This is a genomic window from Bradyrhizobium sp. Cp5.3 (genome assembly GCF_000426265.1).
GTDB lineage: Bacteria > Pseudomonadota > Alphaproteobacteria > Rhizobiales > Xanthobacteraceae > Bradyrhizobium > Bradyrhizobium neotropicale.
This window is the reverse complement of record NZ_KE384515.1, coordinates 194,607-216,776: the sequence shown is the minus strand read 5'-3', so window position 1 is coordinate 216,776 and position 22,170 is coordinate 194,607. Positions and strand designations below refer to the sequence as shown.

Annotated in this window: 18 protein-coding genes; 9 read left to right on the top strand and 9 right to left on the bottom strand. The window is 64.7% G+C overall.

All coding sequences use genetic code 11. The features are described from left to right. The first annotated feature begins 1 nt into the window (after nt 1). Genes glgX through treY form a run of 3 tightly spaced genes read left to right on the top strand, consistent with a single transcriptional unit; the run spans nt 2 to nt 6,616 of the window. Entirely contained in the window at nt 2-2,080 is a 2,079-nt protein-coding gene (gene glgX / locus K289_RS0141950) for a glycogen debranching protein GlgX (RefSeq protein WP_027556742.1), read from the top strand. Next, nucleotides 2,077-3,831 carry a malto-oligosyltrehalose trehalohydrolase gene (gene treZ, locus K289_RS0141945; protein ID WP_027556741.1) on the top strand — a complete coding sequence of 585 codons (1,755 nt, stop codon included), beginning with the start codon at nt 2,077-2,079 and terminating at the stop codon, nt 3,829-3,831. Before glgX ends, treZ begins: the two co-directional genes overlap by 4 nt. Before the next feature lies 1 nt (nt 3,832). Further along, on the top strand, nt 3,833-6,616 hold the full coding sequence (gene treY / locus K289_RS0141940) for a malto-oligosyltrehalose synthase (protein WP_027556740.1): 2,784 nt from the start codon (nt 3,833-3,835) through the stop codon (nt 6,614-6,616). Nucleotides 6,617-6,619: 3 nt separating this feature from the next. Here treY and K289_RS0141935 read toward each other — a convergent pair whose 3' ends face one another. Continuing rightward, nucleotides 6,620-6,937, bottom strand: coding sequence for a polyhydroxyalkanoic acid system family protein (locus tag K289_RS0141935; RefSeq protein ID WP_027556739.1), 318 nt, complete (start codon nt 6,935-6,937; stop codon nt 6,620-6,622). 183 nt (nt 6,938-7,120) lie between these two features. On the opposite strand from K289_RS0141935, the gene K289_RS50075 reads away from it, so the two are divergent. Beyond that, a complete protein-coding gene (locus tag K289_RS50075; protein ID WP_084788973.1) occupies nt 7,121-7,285 on the top strand; it encodes a DUF3309 family protein in 165 nt (54 codons plus the stop codon). A gap of 169 nt (nt 7,286-7,454) precedes the next feature. On the opposite strand, the gene ligD is transcribed toward K289_RS50075, so the two are convergent. After that, nucleotides 7,455-10,130: a DNA ligase D gene (gene ligD, locus K289_RS0141925; RefSeq protein WP_027556738.1), complete on the bottom strand. Its 2,676-nt coding sequence runs from the start codon at nt 10,128-10,130 to the stop codon at nt 7,455-7,457. A 119-nt stretch (nt 10,131-10,249) separates the two neighbouring features. Between ligD and K289_RS0141920 the strand changes: the two genes are divergently transcribed. Next, entirely contained in the window at nt 10,250-11,134 is an 885-nt protein-coding gene (locus K289_RS0141920; RefSeq protein ID WP_027556737.1) for a Ku protein, read from the top strand. Nucleotides 11,135-11,241: 107 nt separating this feature from the next. Here the strand turns inward: K289_RS0141920 and K289_RS0141915 are convergent, their stop codons facing one another. From K289_RS0141915 to K289_RS51365, 7 genes are all read right to left on the bottom strand, one after another. Continuing rightward, entirely contained in the window at nt 11,242-11,931 is a 690-nt protein-coding gene (locus tag K289_RS0141915) for a response regulator (RefSeq protein ID WP_027556736.1), read from the bottom strand. Continuing rightward, complete coding sequence (locus tag K289_RS0141910; protein WP_027556735.1) at nt 11,928-14,651, bottom strand: sensor histidine kinase KdpD; 2,724 nt, start codon at nt 14,649-14,651, stop codon at nt 11,928-11,930. Before K289_RS0141910 ends, K289_RS0141915 begins: the two co-directional genes overlap by 4 nt. Nucleotides 14,652-14,691: 40 nt before the next feature. After that, nucleotides 14,692-15,297, bottom strand: coding sequence for a K(+)-transporting ATPase subunit C (locus tag K289_RS0141905; protein WP_027556734.1), 606 nt, complete (start codon nt 15,295-15,297; stop codon nt 14,692-14,694). A 111-nt stretch (nt 15,298-15,408) separates the two neighbouring features. Beyond that, nucleotides 15,409-17,523 (bottom strand): potassium-transporting ATPase subunit KdpB, encoded by a 2,115-nt coding sequence (gene kdpB / locus K289_RS0141900; RefSeq protein ID WP_027556733.1) that lies wholly within the window; start codon nt 17,521-17,523, stop codon nt 15,409-15,411. A 24-nt stretch (nt 17,524-17,547) separates the two neighbouring features. Then, a complete protein-coding gene (kdpA, locus tag K289_RS0141895; protein ID WP_027556732.1) occupies nt 17,548-19,251 on the bottom strand; it encodes a potassium-transporting ATPase subunit KdpA in 1,704 nt (567 codons plus the stop codon). A gap of 111 nt (nt 19,252-19,362) precedes the next feature. Then, nucleotides 19,363-19,452 (bottom strand): K(+)-transporting ATPase subunit F, encoded by a 90-nt coding sequence (locus tag K289_RS47450; RefSeq protein WP_035677463.1) that lies wholly within the window; start codon nt 19,450-19,452, stop codon nt 19,363-19,365. Nucleotides 19,453-19,463: 11 nt separating this feature from the next. Then, complete coding sequence (locus tag K289_RS51365) at nt 19,464-19,688, bottom strand: hypothetical protein (protein ID WP_156918490.1); 225 nt, start codon at nt 19,686-19,688, stop codon at nt 19,464-19,466. A 373-nt stretch (nt 19,689-20,061) separates the two neighbouring features. Here K289_RS51365 and K289_RS0141880 point away from each other — a divergent pair, with 373 nt between their 5' ends. The 4 genes from K289_RS0141880 to dapA all read left to right on the top strand — a co-directional run bounded on the left by K289_RS0141880 (nt 20,062) and on the right by dapA (nt 22,160). After that, nucleotides 20,062-20,529 (top strand): hypothetical protein, encoded by a 468-nt coding sequence (locus tag K289_RS0141880; RefSeq protein WP_027556731.1) that lies wholly within the window; start codon nt 20,062-20,064, stop codon nt 20,527-20,529. 23 nt (nt 20,530-20,552) lie between these two features. Continuing rightward, nucleotides 20,553-20,831: a hypothetical protein gene (locus K289_RS0141875; protein ID WP_027556730.1), complete on the top strand. Its 279-nt coding sequence runs from the start codon at nt 20,553-20,555 to the stop codon at nt 20,829-20,831. Between the two features lie 135 nt (nt 20,832-20,966). After that, nucleotides 20,967-21,221 (top strand): hypothetical protein, encoded by a 255-nt coding sequence (locus K289_RS0141870; protein WP_035688247.1) that lies wholly within the window; start codon nt 20,967-20,969, stop codon nt 21,219-21,221. 21 nt (nt 21,222-21,242) lie between these two features. Further along, a complete protein-coding gene (gene dapA / locus K289_RS0141865) occupies nt 21,243-22,160 on the top strand; it encodes a 4-hydroxy-tetrahydrodipicolinate synthase (protein WP_027556728.1) in 918 nt (305 codons plus the stop codon). Nucleotides 22,161-22,170 lie beyond the last annotated feature (10 nt).

Below are 22,170 nucleotides of genomic sequence, written 5' to 3'. Positions count from 1 at the left end.
CATGCGCCTGACCGCCGGATCGTCCGCACGCCTCGGCGCAAGTTGGGACGGACGCGGCACCAATTTCGCGCTGTTCTCGGCCCACGCGCAGAAAGTCGAGCTTTGCCTGTTCGACAGCCAGGGCCGCCGCGAGCTCGAACGCATCGAACTGCCGGAGCGCACCGAGGACGTCTGGCACGGCTATCTCAACGACGTCTCACCGGGTCAGCTCTACGGCTATCGCGTGCACGGCCCCTACGAGCCCGAGCACGGCCACCGCTTCAACGCCAACAAGCTGCTGCTCGACCCCTATGCCAAACGGCTCGCCGGACGGCTGGTCTGGAGCGATGCGCATTTCGCCTACCGCACCGGCAGCCCACGCGAGGACCTGTCGTTCGACCGGCGCGACAACGCACGCGGCATGCCCAAGGCGGTCGTGGTCGACGAGACCTTCAACTGGGGCCGGCGCGAGATCCGGCCGCACATCGCCTGGGAAGACACCGTCATCTACGAGGCCCACGTCAAGGGCCTGACGCAGAAGCGCGACGATGTGCCGCCGAACCTGCGCGGCACCTATGGCGGCCTGTCGTCGCCGGCGATGATCGAGCATCTGAAGAAGCTCGGCGTCACCACCGTCGAGCTGCTGCCGATCCACAGCTTCGTCGACGACCGCATATTGGTAGAGAAGAAGCTCGCCAATTACTGGGGCTACAACACGCTGTCGTTCTTCGCGCCCGAGCCGCGCTACGCCCAGGACAATGCACTCGACTCCTTCCGCACCACGGTCGCGCGCCTGCACGATGCCGGCATCGAGGTGATGCTCGACGTCGTCTACAACCACACCGCGGAAGGCAATCATCTGGGGCCGACGCTGTGCTACCGCGGCATCGACAACGCTTCCTATTACTGGCTGAACCGCGAGAACCCTCGCTACTATGATGACTTCACCGGCTGCGGCTCGTCGGTGAATCTCACCCATCCGCGCGTGCTGCAGATGGTGATGGATTCACTGCGCTACTGGGTCGAGGTCTGCCATGTCGACGGCTTCCGCTTCGACCTCGCCACCACGCTGGCGCGTGGCCCGAACGGCTATGACCGCGCCAGCTCGTTCCTGACTGCCGTCCGCCAGGACCCGGTGCTCGCCAACGTCAAGCTCGTCGCCGAGCCCTGGGATCTGGGGCTCGGCGGCTACCAGGTCGGCGCATTCCCTTCGCAATGGTCGGAATGGAACGACCGCTATCGCAGCGCCATGCGCCGTTACTGGAGCGGCGAAGGCAGCCTGATCGGCGACATCTCCAGCCGTATGACCGCGTCCTCCGACCTGTTCAACCATGACGGACGGCGGCTGCGCGCCAGCATCAATCACATCACCGTCCATGACGGCTTCACACTCGCCGACCTCTTCAGCTACAACCAGAAGCACAACGAGGCCAATGGCGAGGACAATCGCGACGGCTCCAACGACAACCACAGCAACAATTGCGGTGTCGAGGGTCCGACCGACGATCCAAAAATCCTCGGGCTGCGCAGGCAGCTCCGGAAGAACGTGCTGGCTTGCCTGATGCTGGCGCAGGGCGTGCCGCTGCTCCTCGCCGGCGACGAGGTCGGCAACTCGCAGTCAGGCAACAATAACGCCTATTGCCAGGACAATGAGGTCGGCTGGGTCGGCTGGAACAATCTCGGCCACGAGGGCGAGGACATGGTCGATTTCGTCGCCCATCTCGCGGACATCCGCCGCCGCTTCTCGCAACTGCGCAGCCACCGCTGGCTCGACGGCCGTCCCACGGAGGGCGCATCGTACGGCGTCCTGTGGCTGACGCCTCTCGGCGAGGAGATGAAGGAGAGCGACTGGGATTTCCCCGATGGGCGCTTTCTCTCTTATGTGATGGGGCCGATGGAACCGGGCGGACCTGCGATCTTTATTGTCCTGAACGCCGCCCCCGAAGAGATCGCATTCAGATTGCCCAACATGACCGAACACACGAGCTGGCAGCAGATCCTGAACACGACTGAGGCCAAACTGAACACGATCGAATTTGCGCCCGGAAGCGACAGCAAAGCGCCGCCGCGCTCGGTGCTCGCCTTCGCGGGCGCGCTATGAGACCCTCCTTCGGCGCCAGACCAACGAAAGACGGCGTGTCGTTCCGGCTGTGGGCGCCCGCCGCCAAACGCGTCGATCTGCTGCTCGATCGTCGTCATGCCATGCGCCGCCGCGACGACGGCTGGTATGTGGCCGAGATTCTCGGCCTGACGGCGGGCAGCCGTTACAAATTCAGGATCGACGACGAGGTCGACGTGCCCGATCCGGCTTCGGCCTTCCAGCCTGACGACGTGTTCGGTCCGAGCGAGGTGATCGACCACGCGGCGTTCGACTGGCGTGCAAAGGACTGGCGCGGCCGTCCCTGGGAAGAGACGGTTCTGATCGAGACCCATGTCGGCACCTTCACGCCGGACGGCACATATCGCGCCATGATCGACAAGCTCGATCACCTCGTTGCAACCGGAATCACCGCGCTGGAGCTGATGCCGCTCGCCGATTTTGCCGGCAGTCGCGGCTGGGGCTATGACGGTGTGCTGTGGTACGCGCCCGACGGCGCCTATGGCCGTCCCGACGATCTGAAGACGCTGATCGACGAGGCGCATCTGCGCGGCCTCATGGTGTTTCTCGACGTCGTCTACAATCATTTTGGCCCCGAAGGAAATTACCTCGGGCGCTACGCGCCGACCTTCTTCACCGACGCGCATACGCCCTGGGGCAGCGCGATCGACTATCGCATGCCGCAGGTGCGGGCCTTCGCGGTCGAGAATGCGCTGTCCTGGCTCAGCGACTACCGCTTTGACGGCTTGAGGCTGGATGCCGCCAACCACATCCTCGCGCCTGCCGGCGAGACCTCGATGCTGCAGGATCTCAGCGTCGCCGCCGGCGAGCTCGCCAAGGCGACGGGACGCCACATCCATCTCGTGCTGGAGAATGGCGACAATCGCGCCAGCCTGCTCGATGCCGCGCAGGAGCCGCCCAACGGCAAATATCGCGCGCAGTGGAACGACGACTATCATCACGTCTGGCATGTGATGCTGACCGGCGAGCTCGCCGGCTACTACGGCGACTATCAGACGCCGCGCCTCGATCTTGCGCGCGCGCTGGACTCGGGCTTCGTCTACCAGGGCGAGATCTCCGAATTCTGGGGCAACAAGCCGCGCGGCGAGCCGAGCGGCGCGCTGCCGCCGGCGACCTTCGTCAATTTCCTCCAGAACCACGACCAGATCGGCAACCGGCCGCTCGGCGACCGGCTCGAGAGCCTGACATCGCCGCGAAAGATCGAGGCGGCGCTCGCGGTCACGCTTCTCGCTCCCATGATACCGATGCTGTTCATGGGCGAGGAATGGGGCTCGACAGCCCCCTTCCCGTTCTTCTGCGATTTCCAGGGTGGCCTTGCAGACGCCGTGCGCAAGGGACGTCGGGAGGAATACGCCTGGGCCTACGCGAAATATGGCGACGAGGTCCCCGACCCGCTCGATCCGGCAACGCCGCAATCGGCCGTGCTCGACTGGACGCATCGCGCGCCCGAGCAGGAGACGCGCCTATCTCTGGTGCGAGAGCTGCTCGCGCTTCGGCGCAAGGAGATCGCGCCGCGGCTGAAGGGTGCGGTCTTCGGCAATGCCGAGGCAACGGACGGCGGTCTGTTGACCGCGCATTGGCGCATGGGGGACGGCGCGATGCTGCGCCTGACCGCCAATCTGTCCGACCACGACATCACGCATTCCAGCGACAACGCAGGCACGCCGATCTGGGGCGGCGCAGCCGGCGGCCGACTTCCGCCCTGGTCGGTGCATTGGCGTCTCGGAGGTTAGCATGCCTCCCGCGATCCCCCTTGCCACCTATCGGCTCCAGCTCACCGCGGATTTCGATTTCGACAGGGCTGCCGAGGTGGTGCCTTTTCTCAAGGCGCTTGGCATCACGCATCTCTACGCCTCGCCGATCATGAAGGCGCGCAAGGGCTCGACCCACGGCTACGACATCGTCGATCACAGCCAGTTCAATCCCGAGCTCGGGGGCGAAGCCGGCTTCGCACGGCTGAGCGAGGCGCTGCAAAAACACGACCTCGGCCTCATCATCGATTTCGTGCCCAACCACGTCAGCGTGCATTTTGCCGACAATCCGTTTTGGCTGGACGTGCTGGAATGGGGACAGGCTTCGCCGCAGGCGGTCTCCTTCGACATCGACTGGGACCAGCTGCCCTACCGCGCCCGCGGCGGTGTGCTGCTGCCGATCCTCGGCATGTCCTATGGCGAGGCACTCGAGCACGGCGAGATCGCATTGCGTTACGATCCCGACCAAGGCAGCTTTTCGGCCTGGTATTACGAACATCGCCTGCCGATCGCGCCGGAGCGCTACGGCGAGGTGCTTCGGATGGTCGTGAAGGAGGCGGACGCTGCCGGAACAGAGGCCGGCAAGCGCCTGCTCGCGCTCGCCGCCCGCTACACCGGGCTGCGCCGGCCCAATCGCAAGGAAGCGCCCGCCTTCAAGCTGGAGCTCAAAGAGATCGCTGATGGCGCAGATATCATCGCGCACGGCCTTGCCGCCTATCGCGCCGGCAAGGATCGCCCGGCGCAGACGCTGGCGTTGCACCATCTGCTCGAGCGCCAGAACTACAAGCTCGGCCACTGGCGGCTCGCCTCCAGCGACATCAACTATCGCCGGTTCTTCGACGTCAACGGGCTCGCCGGCCTGCGCGTCGAGGATCCCGGCACGTTCGCAGCCACGCATCGGCTGGTGAAGCAGCTGGTTGCCGACGGCAAATTGCAGGGCCTGCGCCTCGATCACATCGACGGCCTGCGCGATCCCGCGCAATATTGCCAGCGGCTGCGCCGGCTGGTGCGCGACGCACAAGGCACCACAAAGCCGTTCTACACCGTGATCGAAAAAATCCTGTGCGAGCACGAACGGCTGCCGCGCTTCGCCGGGATCCAAGGCACCACCGGCTATGAGTGGATGAACGCGATCACCCAGGTGCTGGTCGACCCCAAGGGGCTGGAGGCGCTGGACGAGACCTGGCGGCAGATCTCCAACCGCGCCCCGCGCCTTGCGCCTTATGTCAAGGAGGCCAAGCGGCGCGTGCTGGAGACGCTGCTGACCAGCGAATTCACCGTGCTGACGCGGCTGCTCTCGCGCATCGCCAATGGGCACTATTCGACCCGCGACTTCTCCGCCGACAGCCTGCGACAGGCGCTCGAGCTCTATGTGCTGCATTTCCCGGTCTACCGCACCTATCTCACCACGGGCGCACCGACCGAGCACGATCGCAAGCTGATCGACGACACGATCGAACGTGCCCGCGCGGAGTGGTTCGCCGCGGACGACGGCATTTTCGAGTTCCTGCGCGACGCCCTCACCATGGACCTGCTCAGGCCGGACCGGCCGCAGCACAGCACCCCGCGCGTGCGCCGCTTCGCCTTGAAGGTGCAACAATTCACCGGACCGATGATGGCGAAGTCGCTCGAAGACACCGCCTTCTACCAATTCCACCGGTTGCTCGCCCTCAATGAGGTCGGCGGCGATCCCGCGAGCACCGGGCTTGCGCTTCCCGCATTCCACCAGACCATGCAGGCGCGCGCCAGGGAATGGCCGCACGGCATGACGGCCACAGCAACGCATGACACCAAACGCGGCGAGGACGCCCGCGCACGGATCGCCGCGCTCAGCGAGATCCCCGGCGAATGGACCAGCGCGGTAGCGCGCTGGAAGGTCATGAACGCGCCGCATCTTGCGCTCCGCGGCAGCATGCGCGCGCCGTCGGCGACATTCGAATACATGCTCTACCAGACCCTGCTCGGCGCCTGGCCGCTTCAGGGGCCAGGCCCCGACTTCGTCGAACGCATCCAGGCCTATGCGGTCAAGGCCGCGCGTGAAGGCAAGGAGGAGACGAGCTGGCTCAACCCGCACCAGGCCTATGAGCAAGGTGTAAAGAGCTTCGTCGCAAAGATCCTCGATCCCGCGCAATCCGGGGAATTTCTCGAGGCGCTGCAAACCCTGGCACGGCGCGTGGCACTGCTCGGCGCGCTGAATTCGCTGGGCCAGCTCACGCTGAAGGCGACGCTGCCGGGCGTCCCGGACTTCTATCAAGGCACCGAATTCTGGGACCTGTCGCTGGTCGACCCTGACAACCGTCGTCCGGTGGACTTTGCCGGCCGGCATGCAGTTCTGGCGTCACTGGAAGCTCCGGACTGGAGCCACCTGATCAAGACCTGGCCGGACGGTCAACTCAAGCTCGCCTGGACGCGGCACCTGCTCAGGCTGCGCACTGAACTCGCCGACGTCTTCACCCGCGGCGACTACCAGCCGCTCGAGGTCCACGGCGCGCACGCCGGCCATCTCGTCGCGTTCGCCCGCCGGCGCGGACGTGCCGCGGCTATCATCGTCGTTGGGCGGCTGTTCTCGCCCTTCACGCAGGCGGGACGCGCATGGCCTGTGTTTGAAGAGCTCGACGCCACCGTCGACATGACGGGCTACACCGCACCGCACCTCACCGGCAACCAGTTGCCGCTAGCCCAGGCCTTCCGCGATTTTCCCGCGGCCGTCATCGGGGCTCGCGCCGCCGGCATCGCGAAGCCCGCACGGCAGCGCGCCCACGCCTGAGGCCTATTTCTTCTCGTCCTTGGTCAGCAGCAACTGGCCGCGCTTGCGGATAGTGGCCTGCGCCATCTCGGCAAAGCGCTGCAACAGCCACGGCAGCACCACCTCGAGCCGCACGTGGTCGTCGGCAACATCGACCTGGCCGCTCGCGATCTGCCCAAGCGCGCGGATGCGGAAGTTCATGCTGTCGCCGCTCCAGCGCTCCTCCTCGACCTGTATCACGGGAATGCTGGCGGCCGCACGGCCAAGCCCGGATTTGAGCCGGCGCAGCGCCTCCTCGCGGCCGAGGCGGTGCGGAATTGAAACGACAAGCGGTTGAGACATGACTTTGCCCCGTGCTGACTGACTCCTCACCTAGTTACGCCGCGCCGCAAGCGCAAAGGTTCCATGCGCATCAAGCCTGCGATCGCGTTTCACAACCGGAACGAACAAACTTGCGGCAAGTTGCCCCCAGCAGCAGGACAAGTTCAAGCAACCCCTTGGACAAAGGGCTGGAGGAGATTTGGCATGACGATCGGTACAATCATTCTGATCATTTTGATCATCGCACTGCTTGGCGGCTTCAGCGGCATTGGCGGCGGCCCGTTCTATGGCACTGGCTATTACGGCGGCGGCGGCCTCGGGCTCATCGTCGTTATCCTGCTGATATTGGTTCTGCTGGGACGGATCTAGCCGCGCGCTCGAGCTCGTAGCGTTGTAGGGTGGGCAAAGGCGCAACGCGCCGTGCCCACCTCTTTGTTTCACAAATCGAAGATGGTAGGCACGCTTCGCTTTGCCTACCCTACGGGGTTTCATTCCGGGCCGCGCACATGTGCGGAACTGGAATAACATTGATGGAAGCCTACTTCATCTTCCCCGCAAGCTTTTTCATCGCCGCTTTGATCGATACGGCCGCATCATCGTATCCCTCCCACGCTTTCGATCGCGCCAGCAGGCCCGGCACAGTTCGCACTGTATATCGCTTCGGATCGAGATCGCTCTTCACCTGCGCCCAAGTCAGCGGCATCGAGACCGTGGCACCGGCGCGCGCACGCGGCGATAGCGGAGCCACCGCCGTCGACATGCGGTCATTGCGTAGGTAGTCGAGGAAGATCTTTCCGTTGCGCAGCTTCTTCGACATGTTGAGCAGGTAGCGCGCGGGATCGTCATTGGCCATCCACTGGCAGACCCCTTGCGCGAAGGCCTTGGCCTCCTTCCAGCTCACCTTGTCCCGCGCCCCATAGAGCAGCGGCACGACCACATGCAGGCCCTTGCCGCCGGTGGTCTTGCAAAAGCTCTCCATGCCGACATCGGCGAGCCGCTGCCGCATCTCCTTCGCCGCCTCGACGACGTCTGCAAAATCGACGTCCGGCGCGGGATCGAGATCGAAGACCAGCCGGCCGGGCGTGTCGTAGGCATCCGGCGCGCAATTCCAGGGATGCAGCTCGACGCCGCCGATCTGCGCCACTGCGGCGAGCCCCTCGACGCGATCGATTTGCAAATACGGCTTGCGGTCACCGGCGACCTTTACCAGCTCGAGCAGGTTCGAGGTGCCCTGCATGGCATGGCGCTGGAAGAACTTCTCACCGCCAATGCCATCGGGCGCGCGCAGGATCGAGCAGGGCCGCCCCTTCAGATGTTCGATCATCCAGACACCGACCGCCTCGAAATAGCGCGCGAGATCGAGCTTGGTCACGCCCTCGCCGTCTCCGCCGTCCGGCCACAGCTCCTTGTCCGGCTTCGAGATCACGACACTCATGACCTCGGCGGTGCCGGCGTCTTTCGGCCGCGCGACCCGTTTCGCCGCGCCTGTCTTCCTGGCGGAAGGTTGGGCGAGCTCGGTATCGACCGGCGTTTCCGCCTCGACCTCCTCGGCCGGTTTGTCCTGCCTCAGGCCCTTGAAGGCGGCCTGGCGGATATTGCCGTCGGCGGTGAAGCCGGCGAATTCGATCTCGGCGACGAGCTCCGGCTTCAGCCAGTGCACGTCACGGCCCTTCTTTGGCGCGTTCTTGCCGCCGAAGGGACTTTCGTTTGATGCCGCCTGCTTCAAAAGCGGCATGATGCGCTTGACCTTGTCGGCGCCGAATCCGGTGCCGACCATGCCGACAAAGGTAAGGTGATCGCCCCGATGCACGCCCGCCATCAGCGAGCGGAATTTGCCGTTAGTCGTCTTCCAGCCACCGATCACGACCTCATGTCCGGCGCGGCATTTCGCCTTGGTCCAGCTCTCGGTGCGACCGGATCGATAGGGCGCGTCGAGCTTCTTCGACACCACGCCTTCGAGCTCGAGCTTGCAGGCCGACTGCAGCACCGCATCGCCTCCGCTCTCGAAATGCTCGACGAAGCGGATCTGGCTCGACTTCTTCCTGCGCGCCTCCAGAAGCTCCTTGAGCCGCGCCTTGCGCTCGCCAAGCGGCAACCGGCGGAGATCGAGACCTTCTGCGAACAGGAGATCAAAGGCGAAAAAGATGAGATCTTCGGTCTTGCCGTCCGAGAGCGCGGCCTGAAGCGAGGAGAAATTCGGCGCGCCATTGTGGTCGAGGGCGACGACCTCGCCGTCGATCATCACGTCCGGCAGCGCGCCGGCCTCCTTGACGATCGAGCGGAACTTGTCGCTCCAGTCCAGGCCCTTGCGGGTCTTCAGCGTCGCCTCGCCGTCCTGGACCCGAAGCTGCACGCGATAACCGTCGAACTTGATCTCGTGACACCAGCCGTCGCCGGCCGGCGGACGCTCGACCGGCGTGCAGAGCTGCGGCGCGACGAAGTCCGGCAACTCCGAGACTTCCTTGGCGGTCGTTGCCGTCGTCGCCTTCTTCTTTGTCGTCTTGCCGCCCTTCAACGCCGTGCGCGGCGCCGGCTTGACCGTGCGCCCTTTCGTTTCCTCGGTGCGGTTGGACTGCCAAACCGCGTCTGCCCTGCCTTTGGTACCCTTCGCCAGCATGAAGGGTTTTGGCGCGCGGCCCCTGCCTTGCGTGATCTGCTCCATGGCACGGCCGGAGGCGACCGACTTGTCCTCATCGAGGATGTCGTTGTCCGCTCCCTCACGCGCATAGTCGTCGCGGTGCTTGATCAGGAGCCAGTTGGTGCGTTTTCCGCCGGTGCGGTCGTTTCGCATGCGGACGAGCACCCAACTGCCGTTCAGCTTGTCACCGTGGAGCGTGAACTTGAGGTCGCCCTTCGCAAAGCCGCGCTCGGGATCATCTGATTCCCAGTAGCCGCGGTCCCACAGCATGACCGTGCCGCCACCATACTGGCCTTCGGGAATCGTGCCTTCGAAATCGCCATAGTCGAGCGGGTGATCCTCGACCTCGACCGCCAGCCGCTTGTCGTGCGGATCGAGTGAGGGCCCCTTCGTCACCGCCCAGGACTTGAAGACGCCGTCGAACTCGAGCCGAAAATCATAATGCAGCCGGCTCGCATCATGCTTCTGGATCACGAAGCGCCGCTGCTTCGAGGGCGCGACCGCAAACTCGCCGGAGGGCTCCGGCGTCTTCTCGAAATCTCGTTTCTGTCGATAGGTGGAGAGCTTTCTCAGCACGGCCGGTCCCGCATGTTCGTCTCACGTTGAAGCCTATCACGGCAAAAGTCCTACCCGGAACCAAAACCCAACAGGCCGGTTGGGGTTCCTAAAACGTCTTGAAAACACTGGAGAATGGAATGGCTCCGCGCGCCTATTGGAAGGGAACGTTGAAGCTGTCGCTGGTCGGTTGCCCGGTCGTGCTCTACCCAGCGACCACCGCGGCCGAGAAGACGCGGTTTCACATGATCAACCGCGAGACCGGCAACCGGCTGAAGCAGCAGATGGTCGATTCCGAGACCGGCGACGTCGTCGAGGACGGCGAGAAGGCCCGTGGCTACGAGCTGCGCAAGGGCAAGTATGTCGAGATCGAAAGGGAAGAGCTCGAGGCGGTCCAGATCGAGAGCAACCATACCATCGACATCGAGAGTTTCGTGCCGAGCGAGGAGATCGACCAGCGCTACCTCAACCACCCCTATTACATCGCGCCCGACGGCAGAGCCGCGACCGACGCCTTCGCGGTGATCCGCGACGCCATGAAGGATCAGGAGCGCGTTGCGCTCGCCAAGATCGTGCTCACCAACCGCGAGCAAGTCATGGCGATCGAGCCGCTCGGCAAGGGCCTGCTCGGCACCACATTGCGCTACCCTTACGAGCTGCGCGATGAGGACCAGTTCTTCGACGACATCAAGAGCCCGAAGATCACCAAGGACATGGTCGAGCTCGCCGGGCACATCCTCCACACCAAGGCCGCGCATTTCAATCCGTCGAAATTCAAGGACGAGTATGAGGACGCGCTGAAGGCGCTGGTGAAGCGGAAAGCCAGCGGCAAGAAGACCGAGCTGCCCGAGCCCGAGGAGCGGCCGAGCAATGTCGTCAGTCTCATGGACGCGCTGAAGCAGAGCCTGAAGGCGCGCGGGGGAAGGAAGACGGCGGCCAAGTCGCATGCACGCCGCGCGACCGGGCGTCATCGCAGCACGAAGAAGACACAGCGGTCCACGGCGCGGCATCGCAAGGCGGGTTGACTGAAGTCGTCATTCCGGGGCGATGCGAAGCATCGAGCCCGGAATCCATCGTGACGATTGTGAAACATGGCGCCACGCTGACGCGCGCCCCGGAATGACGGCTTGGCTCAATCCCCCGCCTTCAGCCGATACCCGATCCCGGTCTCCGTCAGCACAAATTGCGGCCGTTCCGGATCGGCTTCGATCTTCTGCCGGAGCTGACGGACATAGACGCGCAGGTATTGCGCATCCGTCAGCTCGTCCCAGAGCTCCTTGAGCAAGAAGCGATGGGTGAGCACCTTGCCGGCGTGCTGCACCAGCACGCGCAGGAGGTCATATTCCTTCGGCGACAGTTTTATCTCACGCTCGCCCACCTTGACGATGCGGCGCACGAGATCAACGGAGAGGTCACCGGTGCGGAACACCGGGCGTTCGCCCTTGACCTGGAGCTGGTGGCGCAGCGCGGCGCGCAGGCGTGCCAGCAGTTCGTCCATGCCGAACGGCTTTGTCAGGTAGTCGTCGGCGCCGAGATCGAGCGCCTGCACCTTGCCGGCCTCGTCGCCGCGGCTCGACAGCACCACGATCGGGACGCCTTCATTGCGGGCGCGGATAGTTCGCAGCAGATCATGCCCCTGGATGTCGGGCAGGCCGAGATCGAGGATGATCAGGGCGGGCCCTTCCGTGAGCTTCTCCAGCGCGGTCTTCCCGTTCGAAGCCTCCAGAATCTCGTAGCCCTGCGTCGTGAGCCCCATCCGCAGCAATTTGCGGATCGGCGGCTCGTCGTCGATGACCAGGACCTTGATCGGGGCGGCACTCATGCGGCGGTATCCAATGCGCGGGTCTGTGCCGGAACGGGCAGACGAATGGTCAGGAGGGCGCCGCTTCGGTCGCTGCGGTTGGCGGCCGAGATCGTGCCGCGCATCGCCTCGACGAAGCCGCGCGAGATGGCGAGCCCGAGCCCGGTGCCGGGACGGACATGGTCACCCTTCTGCACGCGGTAGAACTTGTCGAAGACGCTCTCGAGTTCGTCAGGCGGGATGCCGTCGCCCTCGTCGGCAACCTGGAGCACGACCCGATCCTTGTCCCGCTGGCTCCTGATCGAGATCGTGGTGTCCAGCGGCGAATATTTCGCGGCGTTGTCGAGCAGGTTGAACAGCACCTGCTCGAACAGCACCGCGTCGAGCTCGAGCATCGGCAGATCGGCGGCCAGCACCAGCTCGACCTTGTGGGCGGTGAGAATTTTGGCTGCCCGTCTCAGCGCGCTGCCGACGATCTCGCCGAGATCGTGCAGCGCCGTGTTCGGCACGATGGCGCCGGATTCAAGCTTGGTCATATCAAGCAAGTTCGCGATGAAGCGATTGAGTCGTTCGGACTCGTCGATCACGGTCGCGAGCAGGTCGCGCTTCTCGGTATCCGACAGTGCCCCGGCGAGATCGCGCATGGTCGAGGCCGCGCCCAGCACCGAGGCGAGCGGTGTCTTCAGATCATGCGAGATCGAGGTCAAGAGCGCCGAGCGCAGCCGCTCGGATTCGATGGTGCGCTTGACGCGATCCATGTCCTCCACCAGCAGCACGCGCTCGATCGCGAGTGCGCCCTGGTCGACCAGCGCGTCGAGCAGGCGTCGCTGATCCGGCGTCAGCAGCGGGCCGGTGCGGTCATTGTCGATGCCGATGACGCCGATCGGGCCGCGTCCCGTGCGCATCGGCAGGAACAGGCGTTTTGCGCCCGGTAAGGTATCCGAGCCGCGGCCGGCGGGACGGTCGTTGCTCCAGGCCCAGTTGGCGGCAGCAAGGTCGGCCTGGTCGAGCTGGTCCTCGGGCGGATAACCGGATTTCACCGTCAGCAGGCCATCCTCGGGCAGCAGCAGCACGACGCGGACCTTCAGCATCAGCGCGATCTGATAGGCGCTGGCCCACAGCACGTCGTCGAGCGTGGCGGTCCCGGCGAGCTTGCGGCTGAAGGCGTAGAGCTGCTCGGTCATACGGATCCGGCCGATTGCTGTGTCGGCCTGGATGCGCACGCGCGCCGCGACGTTGGACACCAGCATTGCCACAAGCATGAACAGGAAAAAGGCGGCGACGTTGGTCGGATCGGTGATCGTGAACGTATAGATCGGCGGAATGAAAAAGAAGTTATAGCACAGCGAGGCCGCCACCGTTGCCAGCAGCGAGGGCCACAGGCCGTAGCGAACCGCAACTGCCACCACGGAGGTCAGGAGAACGAGATCGACGTTCTCGATGCCGAACCATGGCTGGATCAGCTCGGCGGCGCCGAGGCCAACCAAGACGATCCCGAGCGACTTCACGTAGGGCAACGGATTGAACGGCTCCGAGCGTGCCGCGGTCTGCACCGCCGTCTTCGGCGCCGATTGGTCGGCGAGCTCGTCGCCGGGAATGACGTGAACGCTGATATTGCCGGCGCGTCGCACCAGATCATGCACGACGGAGCCGCGCGTCATCTCGAACCAGCGCGAGCGCGTCGACTTGCCGATCACGATCTGGGTGACGTTGTTGCCCTGCGCGAAGTTGACGACGTCGTCGGCAATGCGACGGCCGACGGCGGGAATGGTCAGCGCCTCGCCGCCGAGCGCCTCCGCGAGCCGCAGCGTATCGGCCAGCCGGTCGCGCTCCTCGTCGGAAAGCTGGAGCGAGCGCCGCGTCTCGATCGAGATGGCGGTGAACGGCGCATGGAGCCGGTCGGCCAGCCGCTTGGTGTAGCGCACGAGGCCGGCCGCGCGCGGATCCTCGCTGACACAGACGAGGATGCGCTCGCCCGCGGCCCAGGGACCGGCGATGGCGTTCGCCTGCATGTGGGTAAGCAATTGCTCATCGACCCGCTCGGCCGTGCGCCGCAGCGCGAGCTCGCGCAGCGCTGTGAGGTTGCCTGGCGAGAAATAGTGCTCCAGCGCCCGCTCGGCCTGTTTGGGCACATAGACCTTGCCCTCCCTCAGCCGCTGGATCAGGTCGTCGGGCGTGAGGTCGATCAGCTCGATCGCGTCGGCGCGGTCGAACACCGAATCCGGCACCGTCTCGCGCACCCGCACGTGGGTGATCTGGGCGACGACGTCGTTCAGGCTCTCGATGTGCTGGATGTTGACGGCCGTGTAGACGTCGATGCCGTGGGACAGCAATTCCTCGACGTCGAGATAGCGCTTGGGGTGGCGGCTGCCGGCGGCGTTGGTATGCGCGAGCTCGTCGACCAAGGCGATCTGCGGCCGCCGCGCGATCACGGCGTCGAGATCCATCTCCTCGACCATCTGGCCGCGGTAGTCGAGCTTCTTGCGCGGGATCACCTCGAGCCCGCGCAACAGCGCCTCGGTCTCGGCGCGGCCATGGGTCTCGACGAAACCGACCACGACGTCGATGCCCGCCTTGCGCTTGGCGTGGGCGCTTTGCAGCATCTCGTAGGTCTTGCCGACGCCGGGGGCAGCGCCGACGAAGATCTTCAGCTTGCCGCTCGCACTCTCCTCCCGGCGCGCTGCTTCCAGCAGCGCCTCGGGCGAAGGACGTTGTTCGGGATCGCGGCGCTCTCGGACCATTTTACCAATATAATCATCCGCGCGCCGCGAGCCTAGTCCACTACTTCGCGGCAGCACGATCCAGCGAGAGATTCAGCGCCAATACGTTAACCCGGGGCTCACCGAGCAGGCCGAGCAGACGGCCCTCGGTGTGGGACGTCACAAGCTGCTTGACCTGATCCTCGGACATATTCCGCGCCTTGGCCACCCGCGGCACCTGGAATTGCGCCGCCTCCGGCGAGATGTCCGGGTCGAGCCCGCTGGCGGACGTCGTCACCAGGTCGACGGGCACGGCGGCGTTCGGGTTCTCCGCCTTCAGCTTGTCCACATCTTCCTTCAGCCGGTCGGCCAGCGCCTTGCTGGTCGGGCCGAGGTTGGAGCCGCCCGAGTTGGCGGCGTTGTAGGGGGCGGGGACCGTCTTGGTCGAATCGTTCGGGTCGGGCGCAAGGGTCGCCGAGGGACGGCCGTGGAAATACTTGTCGTCCTTGAACTCCTGCCCGATCAGGGCGGAGCCGACCACCTTGCCGTCCTTCTCGATCAGGCTGCCCTGCGCCTGCGCCGGGAAGAGCGCGCCGGCGATGCCGGTCATTGCGAGCGGATAGGCGAGGCCGGTGATGGCGGTGAGCGCCAGCAAGAGGACGATCGCGGGGCGGATTTCTCTGAGCATGTTACGTCTCCTATGTCTTCCGTCATTGCGAGGAGCGAAGCGACGAAGCAATCCAGGCTCTCAGCCGTGGAGACATTTCTGGATTGCTTCGCTACGCTCGCAATGACGATCTCAAGCCAGGTGCAAGGCGGTCACGACGAGGTCGATCGCCTTGATGCCGATGAAGGGAATGACGATGCCGCCAACGCCGTAGATCAGCAGGTTGCGCCTCAAGAGCGCGCCAGCGCCGACCGCGCGGTACGCGACACCCTTCAGTGCGAGCGGAATCAATGCGATGATGATCAGCGCGTTGAAAATGATCGCCGACAGGATGGCGCTCTGCGGGCTCGTCAGGTTCATGATGTTGAGCGCGTTGAGCTGCGGGTAGAACGCCAGGAATATCGCCGGAATGATCGCAAAATACTTTGCGACGTCGTTGGCGATCGAGAACGTCGTCAGCGCTCCGCGCGTCATCAGGAGCTGCTTGCCGATCTCGACCACCTCGATCAGCTTGGTCGGGTTGGAATCGAGATCGACCATATTGCCGGCCTCCCGGGCGGCCTGGGTGCCGGTATTCATGGCGACACCGACGTCGGCCTGGGCAAGCGCCGGCGCGTCGTTGGTGCCGTCGCCGCACATGGCAACCAACTTGCCCTTGGCCTGCTCGTCGCGGATCAGCTTGAGCTTGTCCTCGGGAGTTGCCTGCGCCAGGAAGTCGTCGACGCCGGCCTCCGCCGCGATCGCGGCGGCCGTCATCGGGTTGTCGCCGGTGATCATGATGGTGCGGATGCCCATGCGGCGCAGCTCCGCAAAACGCTCCCGGATGCCGCCCTTGACGATGTCCTTGAGCTGGATGACGCCAAGCAGCTTGCCGTCCTTGGCGACCGCCAGCGGCGTGCCGCCCGACTTCGACACCTCGTCGGCAATCGCCTGGATCTCACGGCCGATGTCGGAAAGTGCAGCAGGCTGGATTGCGCGCGCCGCGTTGCCTGAGGCAACCGCCAGCGGCGCACCGCCGCCGACGTAGTTGAGCATGGCATCGACCGCGCCCTTGCGCACCGACGAGCCGCCGGCATCGACGCCGCTCATGCGGGTCTGCGCCGTAAACGGGATGAAGGTGGCGCCCAGCTCCGCCATGTCGCGACCGCGGATGCCGTATTTCTCCTTCGCCAGCACGACGATGGAGCGGCCCTCCGGCGTTTCGTCGGCAAGCGAGGCGAGCTGGGCGGCGTCGGCGAGCTCCTGCTCGGTCACGCCGCGCACCGGACGGAACGCCGTCGCCTGCCGGTTGCCGAGGGTGATGGTGCCGGTCTTGTCGAGCAGCAGCGTATCGACGTCGCCGGCCGCCTCGACCGCGCGACCCGACATCGCCAGCACGTTGAAGCGCACCAGCCGGTCCATGCCGGCGATGCCAATGGCTGACAAGAGCGCGCCGATCGTGGTCGGAATCAACGTCACGAACAGCGCGACCAGCACAATCACCGAGATCGAGCCGCCGGCATAGGCCGCGTAGCTCGGGATGGTGACGGTGGCGAACACGAAGATGATGGTCAATCCTGCGAGCAGGATGTTGAGCGCGATCTCGTTCGGAGTCTTCTGCCGCTCCGCGCCTTCGACCAGCTTGATCATGCGGTCGATGAAGGTCGAGCCCTGCGCGGCCGTGATGCGGACACGAATCCAGTCGGACAGCACCTGCGTGCCGCCAGTCACCGCCGAACGGTCGCCGCCGGACTCGCGAATGACCGGCGCGGACTCGCCGGTGATGGCTGCCTCGTTGACGGAGGCGACGCCCTCGATCACCTCACCATCGGAGGGAATGGTGTCACCGGCCTCGACCAGCACGATGTCGCCGACCTTCAGGCTCGTGCCCGGCACGAGCTTGAAGGTGCGATCGATGCCGGTCAGAAGCTTGGCCTGGCTCTCGGTGCGGGTCTTGCGCAGCGAGTCGGCCTGCGCCTTGCCTCGGCCTTCGGCCACCGCCTCGGCGAAATTCGCGAACAGCACCGTGAACCAGAGCCAGAGGATGATCTGAAAGGTGAAGGCGAGGTTCGCGCCGCCCGTGACGAGGTCGCGCAGAAAGATCACCGTGGTGAGCGCGGCGACGATCTCGACTACGAACATCACGGGATTCTTGACCATCACCCGCGGATCCAGCTTGGTGAAGGACGCGCGGATGGCGGGCATCATGATCTTCGGATCGAGCATCGCCGAGACGGAAGCGCGTTTTTGCAGTTTCATGGTTTCCATGGAGGTCACTCCAGACAGATTCGATCAGAAGACGTTGCCGGCGTTCATTGCGAGTTGCTCGACGATCGGTCCGAGCGCGAGCGCCGGGAAGAAGGTCAGGCCGCCGATGATCAGGATCACGCCCACGACCAGGCCGACGAACAGGCCACCCGTGGTCGGGAAGGTGCCGGCTGACGGCGGATGCGTCTTCTTGCCCGCCAGGGAACCGGCAATCGCCATCGCGGGGATGATCATGAAGAACCGGCCAACGAACATCGCGCTGGCAAGTGTCAGGTTGTAGAAGAACGTGTTGCCGGTCAGGCCCGCAAAGGCGGAACCGTTGTTACCTGTCGCCGACGTGAAGGCATAGAGCACCTCGGTGAAGCCATGCGGACCGGCGTTCGCCATCGAGGCGACCGCCGCCGGATAGACCACGCCGACCGCGGTCCAGCCGAGATACATCAACGGCAGCACCAGGATCGCGAGCATCGCCATCTTGACCTCGCGCGCCTCGATCTTCTTGCCGACATATTCCGGCGTGCGGCCAACCATGAGCCCTGCGACGAAGATCGCGATCACCACGAACAGCAGCATGCCGTAGAGACCGGCGCCGACGCCGCCGATGATGATCTCGCCGAGCTGCATGTTGATCAGCGGGATCATGCCGCCAAGCGCGGTGAAGCTGTCATGCATGGCGTTGACCGCACCGCAGGAGGCGGCCGTGGTGATCACGGCGAACAGCGAGGACGCCACGATGCCGAAGCGGACCTCCTTGCCCTCCATGTTACCGCCGGTCAGACCCAGCGCATGCAAAGTCGTGGTGCCATTGGCTTCCGCCCAATAGGTGACGGAAACGCCGGCGATGAACAGCACGCCCATCACGGCGAGGATCGCCCAGCCCTGGCGCTGATTGCCGACCATGCGGCCGAACACGTTGGTCAGCGACGCACCGATCAGGAAGATCGAGAGCATCTGCACGAAGTTCGATAGCGCCGTCGGGTTCTCGAACGGATGGGCCGCATTGGCGTTGAAGAAGCCACCGCCGTTTGTGCCCAGCATCTTGATCGCGACCTGGGAAGCAACCGGACCGACCGCAATGGTCTGCTTGGCGCCTTCGAGCGTGGTGGCCTCGACATAGTCCCCAAGGGTTTGCGGCATGCCCTGCCAAACCAGGAACAGCGCGTAGACGACACAGATCGGCAGCAGCACGTAGAGCGTGGTGCGGGTGACGTCGACCCAGAAATTCCCGACCGTGCGCACCGAGGCGCGCGAGAAGCCGCGGATCAGGGCCACCGCCAGCGCGATGCCGGTTGCCGCCGACAGGAAGTTCTGGTGCGTCAGGCCGAGCATCTGCACGAGATAGGACACCGTGCTCTCGCCGCCGTAATTCTGCCAGTTGGTGTTGGTGATGAAGGAGATCGCCGTGTTGAAGGACAGGTCCTCGGCGACCGCGCCCTGCCCGGCCGGATTGAACGGCAGCATGGCCTGGAGCCGCATCACGCCGTAGATGATGAGGAAGCCGCCGACATGGAACAGCAGCATGGAAACCGTATAGGTCAGCCAGTGCTGCTCGCGCCGCTCGTCGACGCCCGAGATCCAGTAGAGTCCGGCTTCGATCGGGCGCAGCACCGGCGACAGGAACGTCCGCTCGCCGTTGAACACGCGCGTCATGTACCAGCCGAGCGGCTTGGTCAGCGCGACGATGATGGCGCAATAGAGAATGATCTGGAGCCAACCGATCACAGTCATGGAATCAACCCTTCAGGCTTGGTGCCCGGCATAGCAGCGGCAGGAGCACCGCAAGCAGGCAGGTGACGAGCACCGCGTCCGCCAGCAACAATTCGACAAGAAGCAGCACGGTCAGAACCGTTCGGGCCGCAGCAGCGCGTAAGTGAGGTAGATCAGCAGGCCGAACGAGACGGCGCCGGCGAGCGTGTAATCGAAGATCATGGTCCGCTCCCTCACAGCCGTTCGCAGGCGTAGGTGTAGCCGATCGCGAGCGCGAAGAAGGCGGCAGCCAGCGCCAGCATCAGGACGTCCATCATGGGATTGCTCCTCGTTGCACCTTTACGTCCGGCGCAACCGTTTCTCAAGGATCCGGCAAGCGCCTTGCGGAAGCGGAAAAGCTTCGCAATCCAGGGCGCCAGACCCGGATTTTCACCGCGTTGAAGTGCCACCACGGACATAGGTTTTCGAGATGTGGGCTATGGCGAAGTTATAGGAATCTCATAAAGGCCCACTCATCCCGCCGGCAGCCATGCGACGCTCGCAACGCATTCCAGGCGATCGTTCCGGCGGGCAGCGCAGCCAACGCGATCTACCCTAATTGTTGCGGCAAACTGTGGCCAAGGTCTTTCCAAAAAGCCGGTTTCCATAAGCCCCCGTCTTCGGTGCAAACGACAGTCGCGAATGGGACTGTCCGCACCCCTTACCCCACCCCATCCCACACTTATGAAATCCCTATATCTTCCGCCCCGTCCTCATCTCGTTTTCAAATGCCCTTCCCGCCATCTTGGAGAGGCCGGCCGACTGACCGACACCAATTCCAGGAGGCCTGACATGACCACCGCTCCCCGACATTATGACGCGCTCTCACTGAGCGAGCGGCTGCGCAATGCCCATGCGATGACACGGCCGCTGATGCTCGACATCATCGACCATGCCTGCCGGCGTTTTCCCTCAGCCGGACAGACCGAACGCAGCGCGCGCGTCATGCAGCTGATCGATGCGGAAGCCTGGGCCGATGCCGCGTTGGCACTGATGGAGCTCGAGCTGCCGATGTGGCAGGTCCGCCGCATCGCCTATGATGAGGGCGAATGGTACTGCGCTTTGTCGCGCGAACGCGAGCTGCCGGACTGGCTCGACGCGGCGATCGAAGCCCGCCACGCGGACCTCGCGCTCGCGCTGCTGTCAACATTCGTCGAGGCACAGGCGTTGGCCGCGGAGGTATCGCGCCCCAGCGTTCCCTCGGTTCGCCCGGCGTTCAATTCCCTCTACGAACCGGTCGTTTGCGACAATTTCGGCTAAGCGACGTCTGACAGGCACCAACCTTGTCGCAATCTCCCGACATCTCGCGCGCCCCAAGCACGCTACGGGTCCTTGCGCGCTTTGCGGTCCGCATCGCGTTGCTCGCCACTTTCGCGGCATTCGGCAGCATCGGCTTCGGCAAGAGTCTGTCCGCACTGCTCTGGATGTCGATCATCCTGTGCGCCGTCGTCGGACTCATCAGGCGTGAACCACCATTCCGCGCCGCGCTCAATCATTGGGACGAAGCCGTTGCCTTCGGCGCGCTGTTCGCGCTGGTCCATACTCTCGATCAGTTGATCTGAGCGCCCTCGCTTATGACGTTCCTATGAGATCGTCCTTCGCCCGCCCTCGAAATCAAATCCGCGACGAAAGATATTGAGCGCGCAAGGCCGGGACATGCTCCCAAAAGCCTCGCGTCGATCAGAAGGAATAGATCCGTGAAACTCGTCGAACCTCCCTCGTGCAGTTCGCTCTCGACCATCGTCTTCATCGGCAGGAATCGCCGGGGTCAGTGGGTCGCCCAGGAACAGAACGGCCTCTATGGCGGTCTGTTCGTCAGCCGCGCGCAGGCGATCAAATATGCGCTGTTCGAAAACGGCCAGCATCCCGAAACCATCATCGAGCTGCCGCGCGAAATCGAGCTCGACATGAGCAGGCGGCCCAATACCGCGGCCACCCAGCGCGCCGCCTAGCCGGCGCTTCCGGCAACGACCATGTTCATCCCTCCTTCCGCCTGGTTCACGGGCTTCATTCCGGATCTGCCGACCCCGTTCGACGCAGCGGATGCGGTCGACCTCAAGGCGCTCGCCTCACTGTGCGAGCGCCACGTCGCCGCCGGCGCTCCCGCGCTCGTGGTCTGTGAGACGGCCGGCGAGGCGCCGACGCTATCGCCGGCCGAGCAGGAGCTCGTCATCCGGACCGCGGTCGACGTCGCCCGCGGCCGGGTGCGTGTCATTGCCGGGGCCGTCGCGAACGCGACCAGCCACGCCATTGAGCTGGCGCGCCGCGCCGAGGCAGCGGGCGCGGATGCCGTGCTGTCCGTGGTGCCCTTCTACAACAAGCCGATGCAGGAGGGCATGCTGGCGCACTTCCGCGCGATTGCAGAGTCGATCGGATTGCCCATCATCCTGCACGACGTTCCCTCCCGCACGCTGCGCCCGCTCGCCGACGAGACCATCATGCGCCTTGCGGAATCCCGGCAATTCGCGGGCCTGCGCGACGGCAGTGGCGACGTCACGCGTCCGATGCGCCTTTCGCGGCATCTGCCCGCCGGGTTCCGGCTGCTGTCGGGCGACGATGCCACCGCCTTCGGCTTTCTCGCGAGCGGCGGCGACGGCGCGATCTCGGAGGTCGCCAACATCGCCCCGGATCTCTGCCGGACGATCTTTTCGCAGGTGAGGCAGGGCCGGCTGCAATCCGCCCGCTACCTGCACAAGCGTCTCATTCCTCTCATTTGCAGCCTCTCGAAAGAGAGCCCCGCGGCGCTCAAATGCGCCCTGAGTCTGCTCGGCCTGATGCGGCCGGACACGAGGCTCCCAATCGTTCCGCTGGACCACGCAGCCCAAGCGGAGGTCACAAAAGCATTCGCCGCGATCGCCGACGAGGAGCTGATCGACAGCGTCGGGGCCTGATATTTCGAAG